The organism is Lysinibacillus sp. FJAT-14745 (genome assembly GCF_001275675.1).
Lineage (GTDB): Bacteria > Bacillota > Bacilli > Bacillales_A > Planococcaceae > Lysinibacillus.
This window is the reverse complement of the sequence record NZ_LITM01000006.1, coordinates 94,488-112,983: the sequence shown is the minus strand read 5'-3', so window position 1 is coordinate 112,983 and position 18,496 is coordinate 94,488. Positions and strand designations below refer to the sequence as shown.

The following is an 18,496-nucleotide window of genomic DNA, read 5'->3' as shown; positions in this document are numbered from 1 at the left end:
TCACCTCTGTATCAAATTACCTTGCTATTTTATAGCATGTCTAATAAGCGATTTTTTGTATTTTCACGCTCATCTTCGTTACGACAAATAATTAAAATAGTGTCGTCTCCAGAAATAGTACCTAAAATTTCAGGCCAATCTAAATGGTCAAGTAATGATGCAATTGCATTGGCATTACCAGGAAGAGCCTTCATTACTAAAAAGTGTGATGCACCGTCAATGCTGACAAAAGCATCAGCTAACGCACGGTGTAATTTTTGTATAGGATTGAAACGTTGGTCTGCGGGCAAGCTATATTTATAGCGTCCATCCTGTAAAGGTACTTTCACAAGATGAAGCTCTTTAATATCACGTGATACTGTTGCTTGTGTCACATTATAGCCTGCATCTTTTAAAAAATCGACTAAATCATCTTGTGTTTCAATTTCATGATTGGCAATAATATCCCGAATTCGTATATGTCTTTGTCCTTTGTTCATGTCGGTCACCTCTTATAAATAGTTGAATATTTGTATATTTACACTACCATTTTAAACATAAAAGCACAAGAAAAAACACGGCTCTATAAACGAGCACGTGTTATTTTAGTGCACTATGCGCTTCTTCAACTAGTGCATTAAAAGCTGTATATGCAGGAATTTCTTCATTACCAATAGGATTCACTAAATGGAATAAAAATTCAATATTTCCTTCGCCTCCTGTAATTGGCGAAAACGAAGCATCCTTAACGACAAAGCCAACCTCTGTCGCCATTGCAGCTGTCTTTTCTAAAACTTCTAAATGTACTTTTTTATCACGAACAATACCTTTTTTACCGACTTTATCTTTCCCAGCTTCAAACTGAGGCTTCACCAGTGCCATTACATCGCCACCGGGCATTAACAATGTTTTTAAGACAGGTAAAATAAGCGATAATGAAATAAAGCTAACATCAATTGTTGCAAAGTCTGGTAAGCCCTCTGATAAGTCTGCCGCTGTCGTATAACGGAAATTTGTTTTTTCCATTACAGTTACACGTTCATCAGATCGGATTTTCCATGCTAGTTGGTTGGAACCAACATCTAATGCATAACCATGTCTTGCACCATGCTGTAGTGCACAATCGGTAAACCCTCCTGTAGAGGAGCCAATATCAAGCATTAGCTTCCCCTCTACAGACATATCAAAAATTTGTAGCGCTTTCTCAAGTTTCAAGCCGCCACGACTAACATATTTTAAATCTGAGCCTTTTACTTGCAGTGGTGCATCTATAGCAATTTTTTCCCCCGCTTTATCGATGCGAGTTTCATTAGAAAAAACAAGTCCTGCCATAATAGAGCGCTTTGCTTTTTCTCGCGTTTCGCATAGCCCACGCTCTACAAGTAAAATGTCTACACGTTCTTTTGGTTGTTTTGTCATTATTTATTCAAACCTACTTGCTGTTTTTGTTGAAGTAACACATGCATACGTGCCACTGTATCCTCAGCCGTCATATGAATTTCAGCGAGCAGCTGATCTACATTACCATGCTCAATAAAATGATCAGGTATTCCCATACGATCGATTATTGCAGTTAAATAACCATGGTCGTGGGCAAATTCTAATACACCACTACCAAAACCACCTTGTAAGACTGCCTCTTCAATCGTCAATACTGGTTTACGGCTCGTTAATATACGGTGAAGCATATCCTCATCCATCGGTTTAATGAAACGCGCATTGACTACTTCTATCTCTACACCTTGCTGTGCTAGAATAGTGGCTGCTTCCATTGCCATAGGAATCGTCGTACCAAAGGTTAAAATCGTTGCATCCTTACCTTCACGTAACACTTCCCAGCTTCCAATTGGTAACGTCATAAGCTCATCATCTAACGGAACGCCTATACCATTACCTCGTGGATAACGTAACGCAATTGGACCGCCATCATAGTCAATGGCTGTTTTCACCATATGCTGACCTTCATTTTCATCTTTTGGCATCATAATTGTCATATTTGGTATATGACGAAGGAATGCAATATCAAATACGCCTTGATGTGTTTCACCGTCTGCACCAACTAAGCCTGCACGGTCAATGCCAATAAAGACATTTAGGTTTGGACGTGCGATATCATGTAATACTTGGTCATAAGCACGTTGTAGGAATGTTGAGTAAATGGCTAAAAATGGCTTCATTTTTTGTGTTGCTAAACCTGCTGCCATTGTTGCTGCATGTTGTTCAGCGATCCCCACATCGAAGAAACGTTCTGGGAAATCCTTTTGGATACCTTGTAATTTCGAGCCCACTGGCATTGCAGGAGTAATTGTGACAACTCGTTTATCCTCATGGGCAATTTTGCGAACTGTCTCAGCAATCAAACTACTCCAAGCTGGGCCTTTCGCCTCTGACTTTACAAAGGCACCATTTTCAATTTTATAAGGACCTGTTCCGTGCCAATTACCAATTGTATCATCTTCAGCAGGTTTATATCCTTTGCCTTTTTTCGTAATAACATGAACGAGCACTGGGCCTTTTACTTTTTTAGCTTGTGATAATGTTGTCTCAAGAGCATCGAAATCATGTCCATCAATCGGTCCTAGATATTTAAAGCCTAGCTCCTCAAAGAACACACCTGATACCACTAAATATTTTAAGCTATCTTTTAAGCGCTCAGCCGTTGAAGCAAGCTTACCACCTAATACAGGAATCTTATTAATGAGCGATTCCAGTTCTTCTTTTGCTTTTGAATATTCCTTGGCTGTACGAAGACGTCCTAATACATTGTGTAACGCTCCGACGTTTGGAGCGATCGACATTTCATTATCGTTTAAAATGACAATCATATTTGTTTCAGCATGACCTATATGGTTTAATGCCTCCAGTGCCATACCGCCAGTTAAAGCTCCATCTCCAATAATTGGTATCACGAAGTTCTTTTCATTTTTGATATCACGTGCTGCTGCCATACCCATAGCTGCTGACAAAGATGTCGAGCTATGACCTGTCTCCCACTCATCATGTTCACTCTCCACACGCTTTGGAAAACCACAAAGCCCTTTGAACTGACGCAATGTGTCAAATTGATTTGCACGACCTGTCAAAATTTTATGCACATAAGCTTGGTGGCCAACATCCCATAAAAACTTATCTTGTGGACTGTCAAACATTTTATGAAGCATAATCGTAAGCTCCACAACACCTAGGTTCGGTCCGATATGACCACCTGTGACAGAACATTTTTCAATTAAGAAGGTACGAATTTCTTGTGCTAGTCGCTCAAGACCCTTCTTATCTAAGCTTTTTAAAAAGGCTGGACTAGTTATCTTATTTAAATCCACCTTTCTCACACACCTTTTCAATAAATTATTCACCGTAATTGTGTTTCCACCATTATAACAGTGTTATTAATATGCTAAAAGTACGAACACTTTATTGTTTGCACATCTGCAAACGCCCTCACCTATTCTAGCATATTATGTGCCGTTAACGCTTCGTTTTTACCCTAGTTTTTACGATGCACGATATAGGCTGCAAACTCACGTAACAAGCTGGCATCTACTTCCAATTTATCTAGTGCGTTAATGGCATGCTGATAATGCTCAGCAAGCTTTTCTTTTGCCCCATCTAAAGATAATAGAGCTGGGTATGTGCTTTTATCACTTGCTACATCTTTACCAGCAGTTTTACCTAGTTCTTCTGTAGTCCCCTCAATATCTAAAATATCGTCTTGAATTTGGAAGGCAAGACCGATATGATGCGCATATTCCTTTAAAGTTTCGCGATTTTCTTGCGTTACATCTGCTAACACTGCTCCCGCTTCAATACTAAATCGTAAAAGAGCGCCCGTTTTATTGACATGGACATGCTCAAGCTCAGCTAAGTTTAGCTGACGCTTCTCACCTTCCATATCGAGTACTTGACCCCCAACCATACCTTCTGCACCAGCTGCTTTACTTAACAGATTGACTAGTTCAATGCGTTTTTCAGCTGATACATCCATGCGTGCTAAAATGCCAAACGCAAGTGTATTCAATGCATCGCCTGCAAGTGTCGCTAATGCCTCACCATAAACTTTATGATTTGTTGGCTTTCCTCTTCGGAAATCATCATTATCCATACTTGGTAAATCATCATGGATTAACGAATACGTATGGATGATTTCAATGACTGATCCTACAGTTAAACCATCCTTCAAATTTTTATTGTATAGTTCAAGAACAGCCAATACGAAAAGAGGACGAATACGTTTACCTCCAGCTTTTAATGAATAAAGCATTGATTCTTTTAAATTGGCTGGTGCATCAATTTTCTCAACTAGTGCAAACATTTCAGCTTCAACTTGTGGTATGTTGCTTTCAATAAAAGGTTTTAATTGCTCGTTCATTTCTTAGTTCTCTCCCTTTAGTGGATCAAATGCTGTAGTCTCACCTGTCTCTTGGACAATAGAAATTAACTGCTCCTCAGCATGTTGTAGCTTGCTATGGCAAAATTGTGATAGCTCCATACCTTGTTTATATAGATCAATCGCATTTTCTAGCGGCACATCACCTTGCTCTAGCTGACGGACAATTTCCTCAAGTGCCGTCATTGCATCTGCGAAAGTTTGTTGTTTTTCTGCCACAATTATTCCCCCTCATTTTTCGGCAAGATCTTAACCACATCAGCAATAACCTTTCCATCATGGAAGGAAAGTGTTAATTGATCCTGTGGCTTTACATCAGCTGATGATTTTAACATTTGATGATCTTTATAAGCTACAGTGAAGCCTCTTGTTAAAATAGCAAGTGGATTCAATGCCTCTAAAGTTCTAACAGTTGCCTCAAATTGTTGTTTTTGCTTCGTTACATAATGCGTTGCAGCACGAGTTAATTGTTGGACGTGAGTTTCTAGCTCTCGTTGATGGAAAGCTAATGCCTTTTTCGGCGAGTGCTGTTCTACCGCACTATGTAATTGTTGAAACTGCGCTGTTTTCTTCATCAAATCGACCTGCATTGCTTTTTGTAATCCCGATTCAAGTTGTGCTAGCCTTTCCGTAAATGGTCGATATAGGCGTTCTGGCATTGATAACGGATATGATTGTTGGAGCTTATTTAGACGTTGACGTTCTGCCATAAGTTGCGCTCTTACTATTTGATGAAGCTGTGATTTTTGTGTAAGCACCCGTTGAAATAAATCTTGTTGATCCGGTACAGCCATTTCAGCCGCTGCCGTTGGTGTCGGTGCGCGCAAATCAGCTACATAATCCGCGATAGTCGTATCGGTTTCATGACCTACTGCACTAATAATAGGGATACGGCTTCCAAAAATCGCTCGCACAACAGCTTCCTCATTAAATGCCCATAAATCCTCAATCGATCCACCGCCACGCCCAACAATCAGTACATCGCAACTCGCATCAATATTTGCTCGCTCAATATTGTGAACAATATTTGGCGCTGCTTGTGCTCCCTGTACTAGGGTTGGATAAATAAAAACTTCAGCAAGTGGATAGCGTCTCTTTAATGTTGTACAGATATCTCGAATGGCGGCACCTGTTGTCGACGTTAAAACACCGATTTTTTCTGGAAACCTCGGAATTGGTTGTTTCCACTCAGGTTTAAAAAGCCCTTCTTGTTGTAACTGCTCTTTCAGCTGGTTAAAGGCAACAAACAAGCTACCAATTCCATCTGGTTGCATTTCCTGTACATATAATTGATATGTACCGTAGCCTTCATAAACGTTTACATCTCCACGGATAAATACTTGCATACCTTCCTTTGGTTCAAACGCTAATTTTGTGGCTGCTGTTTTAAACATGGTAGCCGCAATTCGTGCTCCATCATCCTTTAATGTAAAGTAAATATGCCCTGATTGATGAATCTTGACATTGGATAGCTCTCCCTTTACATAGACTTCACGTAAATGCGGGTCAGCATCAAATTTCCGTTTAATATATTTTGTTAATGCTTTTACAGTTAAATAAGAAGCAGATGACATTTTTCCGGCTCCTTTACTAAAATCAAGTTTTTCACAAAACTACACCTATCATAACATTTTTTATTGCTTCTGACGTGCCAAAATGTAGTTTCGTTAGAAAAAACGACTGTCTTTCATACTATTGAAAACCTTACTATAACATATCTAAGATGTAGTATTAAATAAAGTACGACTTTTCAGCAAAGCGAGGGGGTGATTTCCGTTCCAGATGGCGCTTTGTTGCTGCCGCTTCGCTTTCACACAGAGCAAAGCTTCCTAGGGACGTCCGATGAGCCGCAAGGAGTCGCCCAGCCTCCACTCCAATCAAACCATTTCTCTTAGTATGTTTCTTTAGGTTGTCACTCTGATTTAAACGACAGCAACAGATGTTTTTTGTGCGAAAGTGCAGCGACAGCCACAAAAGAATATTTTAGTAAAATAATGCAAAAAAGCTACCTCAATAAAAATATTGAGATAGCTTTTTGCATATGAAAGAGTCATTCAAAATTATAACTTAACTATATGAGCAAGCTTATTTTCTGCTGCTTGAACTGTATTGAATAGTAGCATAGTAATTGTCATTGGTCCTACGCCGCCTGGTACAGGTGTAATGTGAGAAGCAATACCATCGACTTCACTGAAGTTAACATCACCGCAAAGCTTGTTGTTTTCATTACGATTAATGCCAACATCTATAACAACTGCGCCGTCTTTAACATGTTCCTTCGTAATAAAGTTTGCACGTCCCACTGCCGCAATTAATATATCTGCTTGTTTAGTGAATGAAGGTAAATTTGGTGTTTTGGAATGCGTGTATGTAACGGTTGCATCTTTTTGTAGAAGAAGTTGTCCCATTGGTTTCCCAACAATATGACTACGACCCACGATGACCGCATGCTTTCCTGCTATTTCAATTCCTGAATATTCAAGAAGCTTCATTACGCCAAACGGTGTACAAGGCAAAAATGTTTCTTGGCCAAGCATCATTTTCCCAACACTTACTGGTGAGAAGCCATCAACGTCTTTTTCAACAGCAATTGTGGCAATAACAGTATCCTCATCAATATGTTTTGGGAGTGGTAATTGTACTAAAATACCATGAATATCTTCACGATTATTTAATAATTCAATTTGTGCTAATAATGCATCCTGCGTAGTTTCTTCTGGCAGTTTGATTAACTCAGAAAACATACCAATGGCTTCACAAGATTTTTGCTTATTTTTCACATATGTAGCCGAGGCTTGGTTGTCTCCTACTAAAACAACCGCTAAGCCTGGTGTTAATCCTTGCTCTTTTAAACGTGTTACTCGCTCTGCTACTGAATTACGAATTTCTTGACCAATTTCTTTACCATTAATAATTGCACTTGACATAGACCTTAGTTACTCCTTCCAATTCAACACATTTTATTGTTCTGTAAATTTAGAAAGTACGCCATTAACAAATTTCGACGAACCATCGTCTCCAAATGTTTTGCATAACTCGATTGCTTCATTAAGTACTACTCTTTTTGGTGTTTCTGGCATGTATAAAATTTCGTATACAGCTAGACGTAAAACCGTTCTTTCAATCTTAGGTAAACGGGCAAGTGACCACTTTTCAAGATGCTGTTCTAAAGCAGCATCGATTTCCTCCAAATGTTCAACTGTTCCAGTAACAATCTTTTCGTAGAAGACATTTGTTGGCTGGCCTTTAATATGACCCATTGCTTCTTCTACTGTTAGATCGGTATTGTCTAGCTGAAACAAAACTTGCAACGCTTTTTCGCGTGCTTCATGTCGTTTCATGTAAAGCTCTCCTTCTTAAGTGGCATTAAGGTTTATAATAGCATAAATTCGTGAGAGAAACACGAATTCAAGCAAGTTTTCAATAATCTGATACCTTTTTCAAGCAACTTTTTGCTTATTTTAACACCCTGCAATTAACTTTACTAAGTAAAATGTTGAAATTAAAAATCCACATTATTGTGTAAATAACAAGATTGTTATAATAAAGGGAATTAAAGTTCATTTTTTGAGGTGTTCATTATACATTATGAAGTTACATGTACAAGCTATTTCTTTCGCAATTATTATTAGAAGCAACACTCAACTACGTAGTATGAAAAGAAATTTATCGTGCCACCTTGTATAACTGCGAACTAATACTTCCACACTTATAAAAAAATGAAAAAATAAAACAAATCTTTTGACCCTATAGTTACTATAGGGTTTATTGTATGAAATGGTAATATTCTAGTAGACTTAGATTCATGTATCGTGAAAGATTGAAGGAGAACAATATGAATAAGAAACAAATTTTAACCTTAAGTATTTTATTATCGAATTTATTCATTGCCTTTTTAGGTATTGGTTTAGTTATACCCGTACTACCTACAATCATGAATGAGCTAAAAATTTCAGGCTCAGTCGTTGGTTATATGGTGGCGGCATTTGCTATTACTCAACTTATAGTGTCACCTATTTCAGGTAAAATGGTGGATACTATTGGCCGGAAAATTATGATCGTTGTGGGTCTTTTTATATTCGGTTTTTCAGAGCTGTTATTCGGGCTCGGACGCACAGTTGAAATACTCTTTATCTCACGTATGCTTGGCGGTGTGAGTGCTGCCTTCATTATGCCAGCAGTGACTGCTTATATCGCTGATATTACATCCCTGTCACAACGCCCAAAGGCACTGGGTTATATGAGTGCAGCGATTAGTACCGGCTTTATTATCGGTCCTGGTATCGGTGGATTTTTGGCAGAATTCGGAACACGCATACCATTTTACGCTGCTGGTATACTTGGATTTTTAGCAGGTATCTTGTCATTTATTTTGTTAAAAGAACCGACACGTGCTTCAGATAATGAAGAATCTGCACCATCAATTTTAGGCAGTGTGAAGCGTATTTTTAGCCCACTATACCTTATTCCATTCGTACTTATTTTCGTACTATCATTTGGTTTAGCTGCATTTGAATCGTTATTTAGCCTATTTGTGGATCATAAATTTGCATTTACACCTTCTGATATAGCTATCATTATTACGGGGAGTGGAGTAGTCGGGGCCCTTGCTCAGCTTGTATTATTCGATGGGCTGACAAAGAAAATGGGCGAAATCAATCTTATTCGTTATTCGCTCATCCTATCTGCTGTTTTAACCTTTGCTATGACCATTGTTAGCCACTATTTCGCAATATTATTTGTCACATTCTTTATTTTCGTCGGCTTCGATTTAATACGTCCTGCCGTTACCTCCTATTTATCGAAAATTGCTGGTAATGAACAAGGTTTCGTTGGTGGCATGAACTCCATGTTTACAAGTCTCGGTAATATATTTGGTCCTATTTTAGGTGGGGTATTGTTCGATATCAATTTAAACTATCCATATTACTTTGCGACAATTGTTTTAACAATCGGCGTTATACTTGCTTTTTTCTGGAGAAAGCCAAAAAATATTGAAATATAATAAATAAACGATACTAATCACTACTGATCAATTTCCGTTAACAATACGAAAAAGAAGGATTGCCTAAACGGCAATCCTTCTTTCTATTCTTGTACTGCTACTTCTTCTTTTTCAAAGTGAATACCAGTAATGTGTACATTCACTTCTGCTGTTTCAAGTGCTGTCATATTAAAAATCGCTTGGCGAATTTGAGTTTGTACTTCCTTCGCCACTTTTGGGATTGTATAGCCGTATTTTACAGAGCAAAATACATCAATGGCAATCTCACCAGTTTCAGTAACACCCGATTTGATGCCTTTATTGTGAACTTTTTTACCGAAGCGTTCTACTACGCCTGTAGCAATATTACCACGAGTTGCCGCGACCCCTTCTACCTCGTTCACTGCGATTCCAGCAACAACCTCGATTACTTCCGCTGCTACTTCAATTTTCCCAAGTTCTTCTTTTCCAGAAGGCGTTGGTTGTACGAAAGATTGTCCTACTTTCTCTGCCATACAAATATCATCCTTTCCCTTACACATCACAAACAAATGCTGTACTTACGCTTATTATACTATAAAAAGGAAGGTTTGGCTTCGTAAAGCCGATTTAATTTATTTGGGATAGGTTCATGTCGATAAATTCAAATAACCTCTTGATAAAATGAAAAGCGAAGAAGTATCCCTTATTTTATACCCCTATTTGCTTTCAATTTCAAAATAATTGTATTTATTTAAACTGATCTTTTTTACCACAATTAATAAAAATAACGAAATAATACAAACTCCAATAGAAGTAAACATTATTAGCTTGAAATTTTTTTGATATGTTAAATAATCCGGAGTTAATAATAATACACCACTACTTGATACCATTATTAAAATCCATCCGGGTAAAACTTGCACAATGAACTCAGAACTCTTCCGTTTCATGAAATTCATTAAAAGCCCAAAAATAAAATACATAAACCTAACATAAACAATAGCTATTAGAACACTAAGAAGAATATTCAAACTAATTCATCCCCTAAACTATATTCTAAAGTTAACTCTAGATTAGATTCATAATTTGCTAATGTCAATAATGTAGGCGATACTACTGTTGAAAAAGCGAATACAGCTTCTACCCTAAAAAATGAATTTAATTAACCAAATTTAACTTACAAAGAATGAATCCTCCTACTTGCCAATTTTCACTTAGAAACCTGACGTTGCTTTTATCACCTACGACTTTCGATAACACACCAAAATATTTCATTTTTTCCATTTAACTTTCAACAAACAATCTTAATACGTTATAATTCCCTTATATATGGAATTTCTGAATAATTAAGAATATGTAAGGAGATAAAGAAGAAAATTCAAGCGATTAAGTTGAACATTTATTCTAGGTTTGTCCGTATGATCTTAATTCTAGATAATTTAAGTAAATTGCAGATTCAATGAATTTTTGCAAACGAAACTTCTCTCAAAGGCGTGATATCGATAAAAAATGAAAAGCGAAAAAGTCTTGGTTTATGTAAGAAAAAGACATTAGATGGGGGAATTAAATATGTTTATTGTCAATGTTGAAGGAGCAATAAGAAAAGATGACAAGTGGATAATTGTTGAAAGAAGTAAAAAAGAAGAGCATGCAGGTGGATTACTTTCACTTATTGGAGGAAAAGTAGATATTGAAGGAAATTCACCAAATATATTAGAAAAAACTTTGAAAAGAGAAATTTTTGAAGAAATTGGTGTTAAGGTTAAAGAGAATTTGAAATATATACATAGCACTTCGTTTGTAACAGATAAAGGAGAAAACGTTGTTGATATTATTTTCCTCTGTGAATATGAATCAGGTGATTTTTTTGTAAAACAACCTGAAGAAGTAGAAAACGTATTTTTATTAGCAACGGAAGAAATACTTAACAACCCTCAAGCACCGTTATTTTTAAAAGAATATATAAAATGGGCGGAGTTAGCACTGTTCTAAAGTAGGTGAACTAATGGGAGAAATAAAAGTAGCAGTCAAGGGTGTTTTGATAAAAAATAATAAAATGTTAATTGTGAAGCGCTCTGCTTTTGATGAAACAGGAGCAGGCACATGGGAAAGCGTTGGTGGTGTTTTAGAATTTGGTGAATCATTTGAGGTTGCTTTGAAACGAGAATTTCTTGAAGAGGTTGGTCTAAATATTAACGTAAGTACACATCTTTTTTCAACGACCTTTTTAACTCATAATTTACGACAAATTGTACTTTTGACATTCCTTTGTGAATGTCAGAATGATGAAGTATTTCTTTCAGATGAACATGATCAATTTATATGGGCTACTAAAGATGATTTGATGGAATTATTACCTGAAGTAATAATTAATGATTATAAAAAACATAATGTTTTCGATTTACTCTAAAGGGAGCCATTTTTTCCTTATGTTATGCAATAACAGCTCCCTTTAATGGACTAACTAATCTACTTCTAAAACGAATGCATAGAAAGCGTCGCCATGAGATAAATTCGCTTCCTTTTCATCCAACCACCAAACGCCATAAGAATAATAATAAACTCCACGCTGTGTTGGTGCGGTAAAATGATTGTCTTTGACCATGACTTCAGTTTCTTTGTTATCACTCATTTGTACAACATGAATTTCATTTGGTTTTGGTTCGTAATCCATCACAAGAGTTATATTTTCACCAGATTTAACTTTTATAGGCTTTTTACCTTCTAAAAGTTCAACTGGTCCAGCAGTATCAACACATTTACTTGGCCAACAATAAGTTCCGAGTGTAGTTTCAAATTTTTTATTATCAATCTCTATATAGGCTTTAGGAGGCTTCCCTCCCGACAATCCATTAGTATTTGAACACCCCATGATGAGAAGTCCAAAAAGAGCTACTAAATATAAAAAATATTTCTTCATACCACATCCCCCTTTCACTAATTGTAATTACCTCATTGCTCCACCTTCCACTCCATATCCAGTCTATTTGCAAGGTACTTACTTTGTGATGATTCTGAGTTATTTTCATTGTATCATTTTTCCAAAATTTATTTTATTTAAGCGTCAATAAGTATAATAGTATATAAAAATAAGCCGATCCTATAATCGACTTACATTTAATAAATACCCCATAAGCGAGAGTCTACACGACCACGCTTCTCACTTTATTAACTTATATAAATTATTGTGAATATATAGTGTTACTGTCTCTTTTCAACAAATAACAAAATTAGTGTTGCCAATGGACCTAACACAAGAGAAAGTAAAAACCAATTTAACCCCGTTCTATTCTTCCCTTGTGCAAGTGCAGCATTTATCAACGCCAATGTACCCCAACCTACGACATATTGGTTATCCATCATCTGCCCCCAAGTTCATTAAACGATACTGTACCGTTAATGTAGATTATAACACATCTAAATTATACGCTTCATAAAAGGTGTCAATACTGTTAAATTAAATCAAATAAGCCTGAACGGTGATAAATAAAAAACCTCCTGACTAGTAAAGTCAGAAGGTATAAAGAAATAGACGTTAGCGTTCTATTCCGTTGTTAACGAAACATTTACTTACTTGTCTCCAAAACATCATTATCTTCAAGGAACTTCGTATTGAACTGCGTAGATTTGAAAACGTCATTGTTCATTAATGCTTGGTGGAAAGGAATTGTTGTTCTTAAAGATTTAAGAACGTATAGGCTTCCTCTATACCCCTTGACCATGGGATGCACTTAACATGACTGAAGTTTAATTGTATTTATCTCACTTTTTCCGACTTAAAGGCAAATGTTACAATCAACAACAAAACAGCAAAGCAAATCAAATATGATAATTCAGAGATGGCACCGTTTAAACTTTTGCCGTACAAAACAGTCTCCCCTGCTTGTAAAAACCAAGTCGTCGGCATAAATTCACTGATTCGCTGCATAAAATCTGGCATGATTTCTCTAGGCCAAAAACATCCACCGAGCATCAGCATCGGGATATTGATCAAAGCCGTAAGAGAGCTTGCCATCAGTGCGCTTTTTGAAAATCTGCTGATAGCTACGCCAATGGCTACGCAGGCAAGGACGAACGCAAGACAAACTACGATGACCTCTAGTTTCTGATTTGGCGTTGAACCATAGGATATATCGACCATGTCCGGTAAAAAACTGATTAACAGCAGAACCTGAATCGCTGCAACAAGGAAGCTAGCTAACATATGTTGTGAGAAATAACTGGAGCGTGTTAGCGGTGTTGCGGTGATTCGATCATAGACTCCGGTAAGCTTATCCTCCAGAATCAAGCTTGTAGAGAAGGTAATCAGAAGCAGCATACCAAACGCGATGAATCCCAAGGAGGTAACCGCATTGCTCACGTCTTTTTCAGAGAACTCTGTGGAAAAATTCTTATATTCAGCCGCAAATGTATTCTTATTGTAAGCCTCCATCCCCTTATAGAATACATCTTCATTCCCTTTTGCAGATGTCGCAATTTGTTTCGCAGACGATATGTAACTGGACACGTACACTTGAACGGGTTTCGCCACATTGGAAGCTTCAAGGGCATAGCTAAGAGCAGCAACATCTTTCCCTTCAAGCATATCTGCAGTGAATCCCGATTGAAAAGTAAAAGCGATGTCCAGTTTTTTGTTGACAACTAAGCCCTTCACATCGTCGCTTGGGGTCAATAATGTTACATTGTATTTTTCTTGCATTTTCGAGACAAAGTCCTCTGTGAACGGGGTAGAATCCTGATCCAGTATGCCTAAATTATATTTTACATCTTTGGTTACAGCTGAAATCAAAAACATATTCAGTAGGATCGGAATCACAAGCATAAACAAGATGTTTGTTCGTTTGCGAAATATCCGTTTTATGCTGTTGAATAAGATTGTCATGCTCTTTTCCTCCTTGAAACCAAAATGCTAGTCACCGCGAATAACATCGTGATAGCCAACATCTGACCAATATTCACAAAAGCAGGACCTAGCTGATCGTTATACACGACATTGAATATTGCCGATTTTGCATAATAGCTTGGGGCAATTGCTGCGAAGGCTCCAAAATCAACAATGACAAAGCCGCCAATAAGGAAAGTTGACCCCAGGGTCACAATGTTGGCAATAGCGTCGGCTTTTACGGAATCCTGGGTGAGAATGGTTAACATTCCACCGAGCGTCGTGGATAATAAGGAGAACACAAAGACGACCAAAACGATAACAGCAAAGTGGTTCCCCCAATCAACGTCGTATACATATTTTGTAAATAGGATAATCACCATGCCCTGCAAGAAGGTGACCAAGGAAAGACCAATCGTTTTACCTAGGTATTGTTCAAAAGGTTTAATCGGCGAAAGCTTGAGCCGATCACCCACTGTGCCCAAATAATCCTCTCCCATCCCGGACGCGCCGTATTCCTGGCCGCGTAACAGAAACATCAGAAGCATCGCAATGGAATAATACCCTATCGCTGTCGCCGATTTGGAATTGGTTAGAGGTACTTCTTCCAAACTAGTATCCGAATTCGCTTGTTCCATTTGCAAATTGCCCGACATGGTAGCGACTACGCCTGCAGTATTCATGCCATTCACCAGACTGTCCACGACATTCCGGACGATTGTCGTATCCACGCCAGAAGATTTGGCAAGATAGACTTCAATCGTTTTACTTGTCCCTTCAGATTCTCCTTGCTTGGAGAATCCATCAGGAATAAAGATAAACGCAACTGCCTCTTCGTTGTTTAAAATCTCTCGTCCCTCATCAAGAGAGTGAACTTGTTCAAACTCCGCCAAAGATTTAATTTCTTCTGAACCGATCATAGACTTGATGAACAGTTCACCAAGTTGACCAGAATCCGCATTGCTGTAGGCAACCTTAACTTTATCCAAGGAGGTAACACTAAACTGGTTTTTGAATGCTGTACCCAATATTAAGATAATCACCATAAAACTGAGCAATCTGACGAAGATTGGTTTAGGATCCATCAGGATCCGCTTTCCTGAATAAAAAATTTGTGTAAGAATATTCATAGTTTCACCACCATCTCGAATTAGTCTCTCAGTTTTTTACCCGTTAACTGCAAGAACACCGTCTCCAGATTCGGTTTTTCCATCGTCATGGATTTAATTCCAAATCCATCCTGGATTAGATTTTCCAATAATGCCGTAAGGGACTTCTCGTTTTTTTCCAAATGGATGTCAAGTACTCCGTTTATGTTATTGCATGCTATGATGCCTTCCGTCTTTTCAATCACTGAAATGGCAATTTCGGTATTCGATACCAGCTCCAGGCTCAAGCGAGTTCCTGTCGAAATGGAATCGATCAGCTCTTCGATGCTTCCTAGTGCGATCACTTTGCCAAAGTCCATGATGGCAACTCGTTCGCAGATGGCCTCGATTTCTTCCATGTAATGTGTCGTATAGATGATAGTCATCCCATTTTGATTCATGATTTTGATTGATTCCAGAATATTGTTGCGCGATTGGGGATCGATTCCGACCGTCGGTTCATCCATAAACAGGATACGCGGCTTATGTACAATCGCACAAGCGATGTTTAGACGCCTCTTCATACCACCCGAAAAAGTCTTAGCAATGCCTTTTCTTCTGTTCCAGAGTCCGGTAAACTCTAGCGCTTCCTGCACGGCTTTATCTAACTTTTCGCCACGCAATCCATATAACTTACCCCAATACGTCACATTGTCAATGGCGCTTAAGGTCTCGAAAAAAGCGTATTCCTGCGGCACATATCCGACAGATCGTTTAATTTCTCTCGCATGTTTGGAAAAATCCTTGCCGAACATCTTCACTGTGCCGTTGTTGACTCTTAACAAGCCCAACAACGTATTCATCGTTGTCGATTTGCCTGCACCGTTAGGTCCTAGCAAGCCAAATATTTCACCTTCGTCAATACTCAAATCAACACCGTTTACAGCTGTATAATCCTTGTACTTTTTTACCAGACCCGTTACTTCAATGATCATCCTAATTCCCTCCTCAAACGTTTTGCAATGCGTGATTGATAATATCTACGACATACAGGGGGTCTTCGGTAATAAAAAAGTGCCCTCCGATTACTCTCTTGATTTCACATTTCTTTCCTGCATGGAGCCTCCAATCATTTATGTCAAAATTTGCAACACTTCGATCGTTGTTTCCGTTAATCACGGTAATATCCGAAGCGATTTTTTTGCTTTTTTCTTCGTACTCATAGCTTTCGCTGATTTTGAAATCTGCTCTTAGGATAGGTACAAACAGTTGCAAAAGCTCTTCGTTGCCGAGAATTCCCTCGGTGTTGCCACCATAACTCAATACGACTTTTAAGAACTCCTTATCCGGCAACAGATGGTAGGAGGTTTTGTCTCGGGGACTTTGAGGTGCAGACCTCCCGCTGAAAAACATATGACAAGGCGCGTGGCAACCTTTTTCCATCAGTTTGTAATAGGTTTCAAAAGCAAGCAAGGATCCCATGCTGTGTCCAAAAATCGCGTATCTCTCGTTTGACTCCAACTGATCCATGATGGCAGTAGCCAAATCTTCGACGACATTCTCAAATCGATCAGGAAGCGATTCGCAAATGCGCTTTCCCCGCCCTCCGATCTCAAGTGGACACAACTCAACGTGATTGTATAAAGACTTTTTCCACTTCCAATAGATTTCGGCCGATCCCCCTGAGTAGGGGATACAAAATAATTTGATCGTTTTCATATAGACACCCCCTTCAAGGTTTGTGTTGCTTCCAGGAACATTTTAGTAAACTTTATAAATCATTGGTAATTAATTTAATGACTGTTCAATCGGCTTATCATTTACAATTGTACTATTTTTCCAGTGCCCAGAGTAGTAGTAAGTTATAAAAAGAATCACACTGACCGCAGAACCGATCATGAAAGCTGCCCATATCCCCTTGATCCCCATGCCGGTGTATGGTAGGTATCCCGCAAGGGGAATCCGTACCAGGCAGATGGACACGAACGACAGCATCAGGGAGATGATGGTTTTTCCTGCTCCGTTGATAATTCCGTTTAGAACAAACATGATCGATATTAAGATATAGGAAAACCCGACCATTCGAAAATAGTCGATTCCTACTTCTAGCGCCGTAGGATCATCCAAAAACATAGACATTAGTGCTTTCGGGAAGACGATCGTGAGGATAGATACTAGGATCGTGTAAACAGAGCCGATGATGATACCCGATTTGAAGAATTCTTTGACGCGTTCCGTTTTTCCGGCCCCTAGATTTTGCCCAATAATGATGGACAGCGCCATTGACATAGCTATACCAGGTAGTATGACAAAATATTCGATTCTGGTTACCGCGCCGTACGCTGCGATGGCTGAAACGCCATATGTATTTACGAACACCACCATGAAGATGGCACCGAAGGCAAAGAGCAGTTGCTGCCCGGCTGTCGGAATGCCAATTTTCAAGATATCCCTGATAACAGCGAAGTCGAGCTTAGATATTGCTATTTTGATTAGATTGCCAGACTGCTTTTTCATGTATCCATAGGCAAATACGCCTGCTATAGCCGATGACAGCAGCGAAGCCAGCCCTGCTCCGTTTAGTCCCATCTGCGGGATCGGACCAACACCCATAATCAGCAACGGGTCAAGAATAGCATTGATGATGATCGAGAGGAGCACAAATACCATCGGTTTTTTCGTATCTCCCACTCCTCGCAAGATCGAGGAGACCAAGGAGAGTATCGTGGAGAAAATGAAGCTGGCGAAGATAATCTTCATGTAACCGGACGTGAGTGTCAGCACATCCTCAGGTGTTCCCATTGCCCTTAACAGGGGATCGCAGAACAGGATACCGCCACCTGTGACTAAAATGATTAACATCGCAGTGATCACCCAACCATGAAACACGATGTTTTTCATCTGTCCTTCTTCTTTAGCTCCGTAATATCGGGCAATCAGGATTGATACAGCTGTCATGATCCCTGTGGCCAGTGCGCCCATCAATTGGACGATCGGCATAGTCACAGCCACGCCGGCCATCTCTTTGCTGCCAAGGATTTGACCAACCCATATGGCATTGATGATGCTGTATCCCATCGTGAACATCGATCCAATCACAAGGGGAATCCACATGCCCATTAGTAGGGTTCCTGCATTTCCGACTGTAAGATCTTTACCTAAATTAGTATTCAAGCCGTCACCTTCTTATTTTTTTG

19 protein-coding genes and 1 pseudogene are annotated in these 18,496 nt (G+C 38.7%); 3 read left to right on the top strand and 17 right to left on the bottom strand.

Features of this window, described 5'->3' with window-relative positions; translation table 11 throughout:
* Positions 1 to 29: 29 nt before the first annotated feature.
* From ahrC to nusB, 8 genes are all read right to left on the bottom strand, one after another.
* The gene (ahrC, locus tag AMS59_RS10580) at positions 30 to 479 is read right to left on the bottom strand and encodes a transcriptional regulator AhrC/ArgR (protein WP_053483721.1); all 450 of its coding nucleotides are present in this window, start codon (positions 477 to 479) and stop codon (positions 30 to 32) included.
* A gap of 100 nt (positions 480 to 579) precedes the next feature.
* The gene (locus AMS59_RS10575; RefSeq protein ID WP_053483720.1) at positions 580 to 1,398 is read right to left on the bottom strand and encodes a TlyA family RNA methyltransferase; all 819 of its coding nucleotides are present in this window, start codon (positions 1,396 to 1,398) and stop codon (positions 580 to 582) included.
* Positions 1,398 to 3,299 (bottom strand): 1-deoxy-D-xylulose-5-phosphate synthase, encoded by a 1,902-nt coding sequence (gene dxs / locus AMS59_RS10570; protein ID WP_053483719.1) that lies wholly within the window; start codon positions 3,297 to 3,299, stop codon positions 1,398 to 1,400. Before dxs ends, AMS59_RS10575 begins: the two co-directional genes overlap by 1 nt.
* A gap of 164 nt (positions 3,300 to 3,463) precedes the next feature.
* On the bottom strand, positions 3,464 to 4,345 hold the full coding sequence (locus AMS59_RS10565; RefSeq protein WP_053483718.1) for a polyprenyl synthetase family protein: 882 nt from the start codon (positions 4,343 to 4,345) through the stop codon (positions 3,464 to 3,466).
* A gap of 3 nt (positions 4,346 to 4,348) precedes the next feature.
* Positions 4,349 to 4,582, bottom strand: a complete 234-nt coding sequence (gene xseB, locus AMS59_RS10560; RefSeq protein ID WP_053483717.1) for an exodeoxyribonuclease VII small subunit — start codon at positions 4,580 to 4,582, stop codon at positions 4,349 to 4,351.
* A 2-nt stretch (positions 4,583 to 4,584) separates the two neighbouring features.
* Positions 4,585 to 5,937, bottom strand: coding sequence for an exodeoxyribonuclease VII large subunit (gene xseA, locus AMS59_RS10555; protein ID WP_053483716.1), 1,353 nt, complete (start codon positions 5,935 to 5,937; stop codon positions 4,585 to 4,587).
* Positions 5,938 to 6,423: 486 nt separating this feature from the next.
* The gene (folD, locus tag AMS59_RS10550; protein WP_053483715.1) at positions 6,424 to 7,290 is read right to left on the bottom strand and encodes a bifunctional methylenetetrahydrofolate dehydrogenase/methenyltetrahydrofolate cyclohydrolase FolD; all 867 of its coding nucleotides are present in this window, start codon (positions 7,288 to 7,290) and stop codon (positions 6,424 to 6,426) included.
* Between the two features lie 33 nt (positions 7,291 to 7,323).
* Positions 7,324 to 7,704 carry a transcription antitermination factor NusB gene (nusB, locus tag AMS59_RS10545; RefSeq protein ID WP_053483714.1) on the bottom strand — a complete coding sequence of 127 codons (381 nt, stop codon included), beginning with the start codon at positions 7,702 to 7,704 and terminating at the stop codon, positions 7,324 to 7,326.
* 464 nt (positions 7,705 to 8,168) lie between these two features.
* Here nusB and AMS59_RS10540 point away from each other — a divergent pair, with 464 nt between their 5' ends.
* Positions 8,169 to 9,368 carry an MFS transporter gene (locus tag AMS59_RS10540; RefSeq protein WP_082337461.1) on the top strand — a complete coding sequence of 400 codons (1,200 nt, stop codon included), beginning with the start codon at positions 8,169 to 8,171 and terminating at the stop codon, positions 9,366 to 9,368.
* Positions 9,369 to 9,451: 83 nt separating this feature from the next.
* Here AMS59_RS10540 and AMS59_RS10535 read toward each other — a convergent pair whose 3' ends face one another.
* Positions 9,452 to 9,862: an Asp23/Gls24 family envelope stress response protein gene (locus tag AMS59_RS10535; RefSeq protein ID WP_053483712.1), complete on the bottom strand. Its 411-nt coding sequence runs from the start codon at positions 9,860 to 9,862 to the stop codon at positions 9,452 to 9,454.
* 1,036 nt (positions 9,863 to 10,898) lie between these two features.
* On the opposite strand from AMS59_RS10535, the gene AMS59_RS10525 reads away from it, so the two are divergent.
* Together AMS59_RS10525 and AMS59_RS10520 are read left to right on the top strand one after the other, a co-directional pair.
* Entirely contained in the window at positions 10,899 to 11,321 is a 423-nt protein-coding gene (locus tag AMS59_RS10525) for an NUDIX hydrolase (RefSeq protein WP_053483710.1), read from the top strand.
* A gap of 13 nt (positions 11,322 to 11,334) precedes the next feature.
* Positions 11,335 to 11,739: an NUDIX domain-containing protein gene (locus AMS59_RS10520; protein ID WP_053483709.1), complete on the top strand. Its 405-nt coding sequence runs from the start codon at positions 11,335 to 11,337 to the stop codon at positions 11,737 to 11,739.
* A gap of 54 nt (positions 11,740 to 11,793) precedes the next feature.
* Here AMS59_RS10520 and AMS59_RS10515 read toward each other — a convergent pair whose 3' ends face one another.
* The 8 genes and pseudogenes from AMS59_RS10515 to AMS59_RS10490 form a co-directional block, all read right to left on the bottom strand.
* Positions 11,794 to 12,249 carry a hypothetical protein gene (locus tag AMS59_RS10515; RefSeq protein WP_053483708.1) on the bottom strand — a complete coding sequence of 152 codons (456 nt, stop codon included), beginning with the start codon at positions 12,247 to 12,249 and terminating at the stop codon, positions 11,794 to 11,796.
* A 281-nt stretch (positions 12,250 to 12,530) separates the two neighbouring features.
* On the bottom strand, positions 12,531 to 12,689 hold the full coding sequence (locus tag AMS59_RS25815) for a hypothetical protein (RefSeq protein ID WP_199777725.1): 159 nt from the start codon (positions 12,687 to 12,689) through the stop codon (positions 12,531 to 12,533).
* A gap of 206 nt (positions 12,690 to 12,895) precedes the next feature.
* Positions 12,896 to 13,009: pseudogene (locus tag AMS59_RS26965) on the bottom strand (hypothetical protein); the annotation flags it as partial.
* Between the two features lie 77 nt (positions 13,010 to 13,086).
* Complete coding sequence (locus AMS59_RS10510; protein ID WP_053483707.1) at positions 13,087 to 14,211, bottom strand: ABC transporter permease; 1,125 nt, start codon at positions 14,209 to 14,211, stop codon at positions 13,087 to 13,089.
* Positions 14,208 to 15,341, bottom strand: coding sequence for an ABC transporter permease (locus AMS59_RS10505; protein WP_053483706.1), 1,134 nt, complete (start codon positions 15,339 to 15,341; stop codon positions 14,208 to 14,210). Before AMS59_RS10505 ends, AMS59_RS10510 begins: the two co-directional genes overlap by 4 nt.
* A 20-nt stretch (positions 15,342 to 15,361) precedes the next feature.
* Positions 15,362 to 16,294, bottom strand: a complete 933-nt coding sequence (locus AMS59_RS10500) for an ABC transporter ATP-binding protein (RefSeq protein ID WP_053483705.1) — start codon at positions 16,292 to 16,294, stop codon at positions 15,362 to 15,364.
* 13 nt (positions 16,295 to 16,307) lie between these two features.
* Positions 16,308 to 17,018 (bottom strand): thioesterase II family protein, encoded by a 711-nt coding sequence (locus AMS59_RS10495; RefSeq protein ID WP_053483704.1) that lies wholly within the window; start codon positions 17,016 to 17,018, stop codon positions 16,308 to 16,310.
* Between the two features lie 69 nt (positions 17,019 to 17,087).
* Positions 17,088 to 18,473 (bottom strand): MATE family efflux transporter, encoded by a 1,386-nt coding sequence (locus AMS59_RS10490; protein WP_053483703.1) that lies wholly within the window; start codon positions 18,471 to 18,473, stop codon positions 17,088 to 17,090.
* Between the last annotated feature and the right edge of the window lie 23 nt (positions 18,474 to 18,496).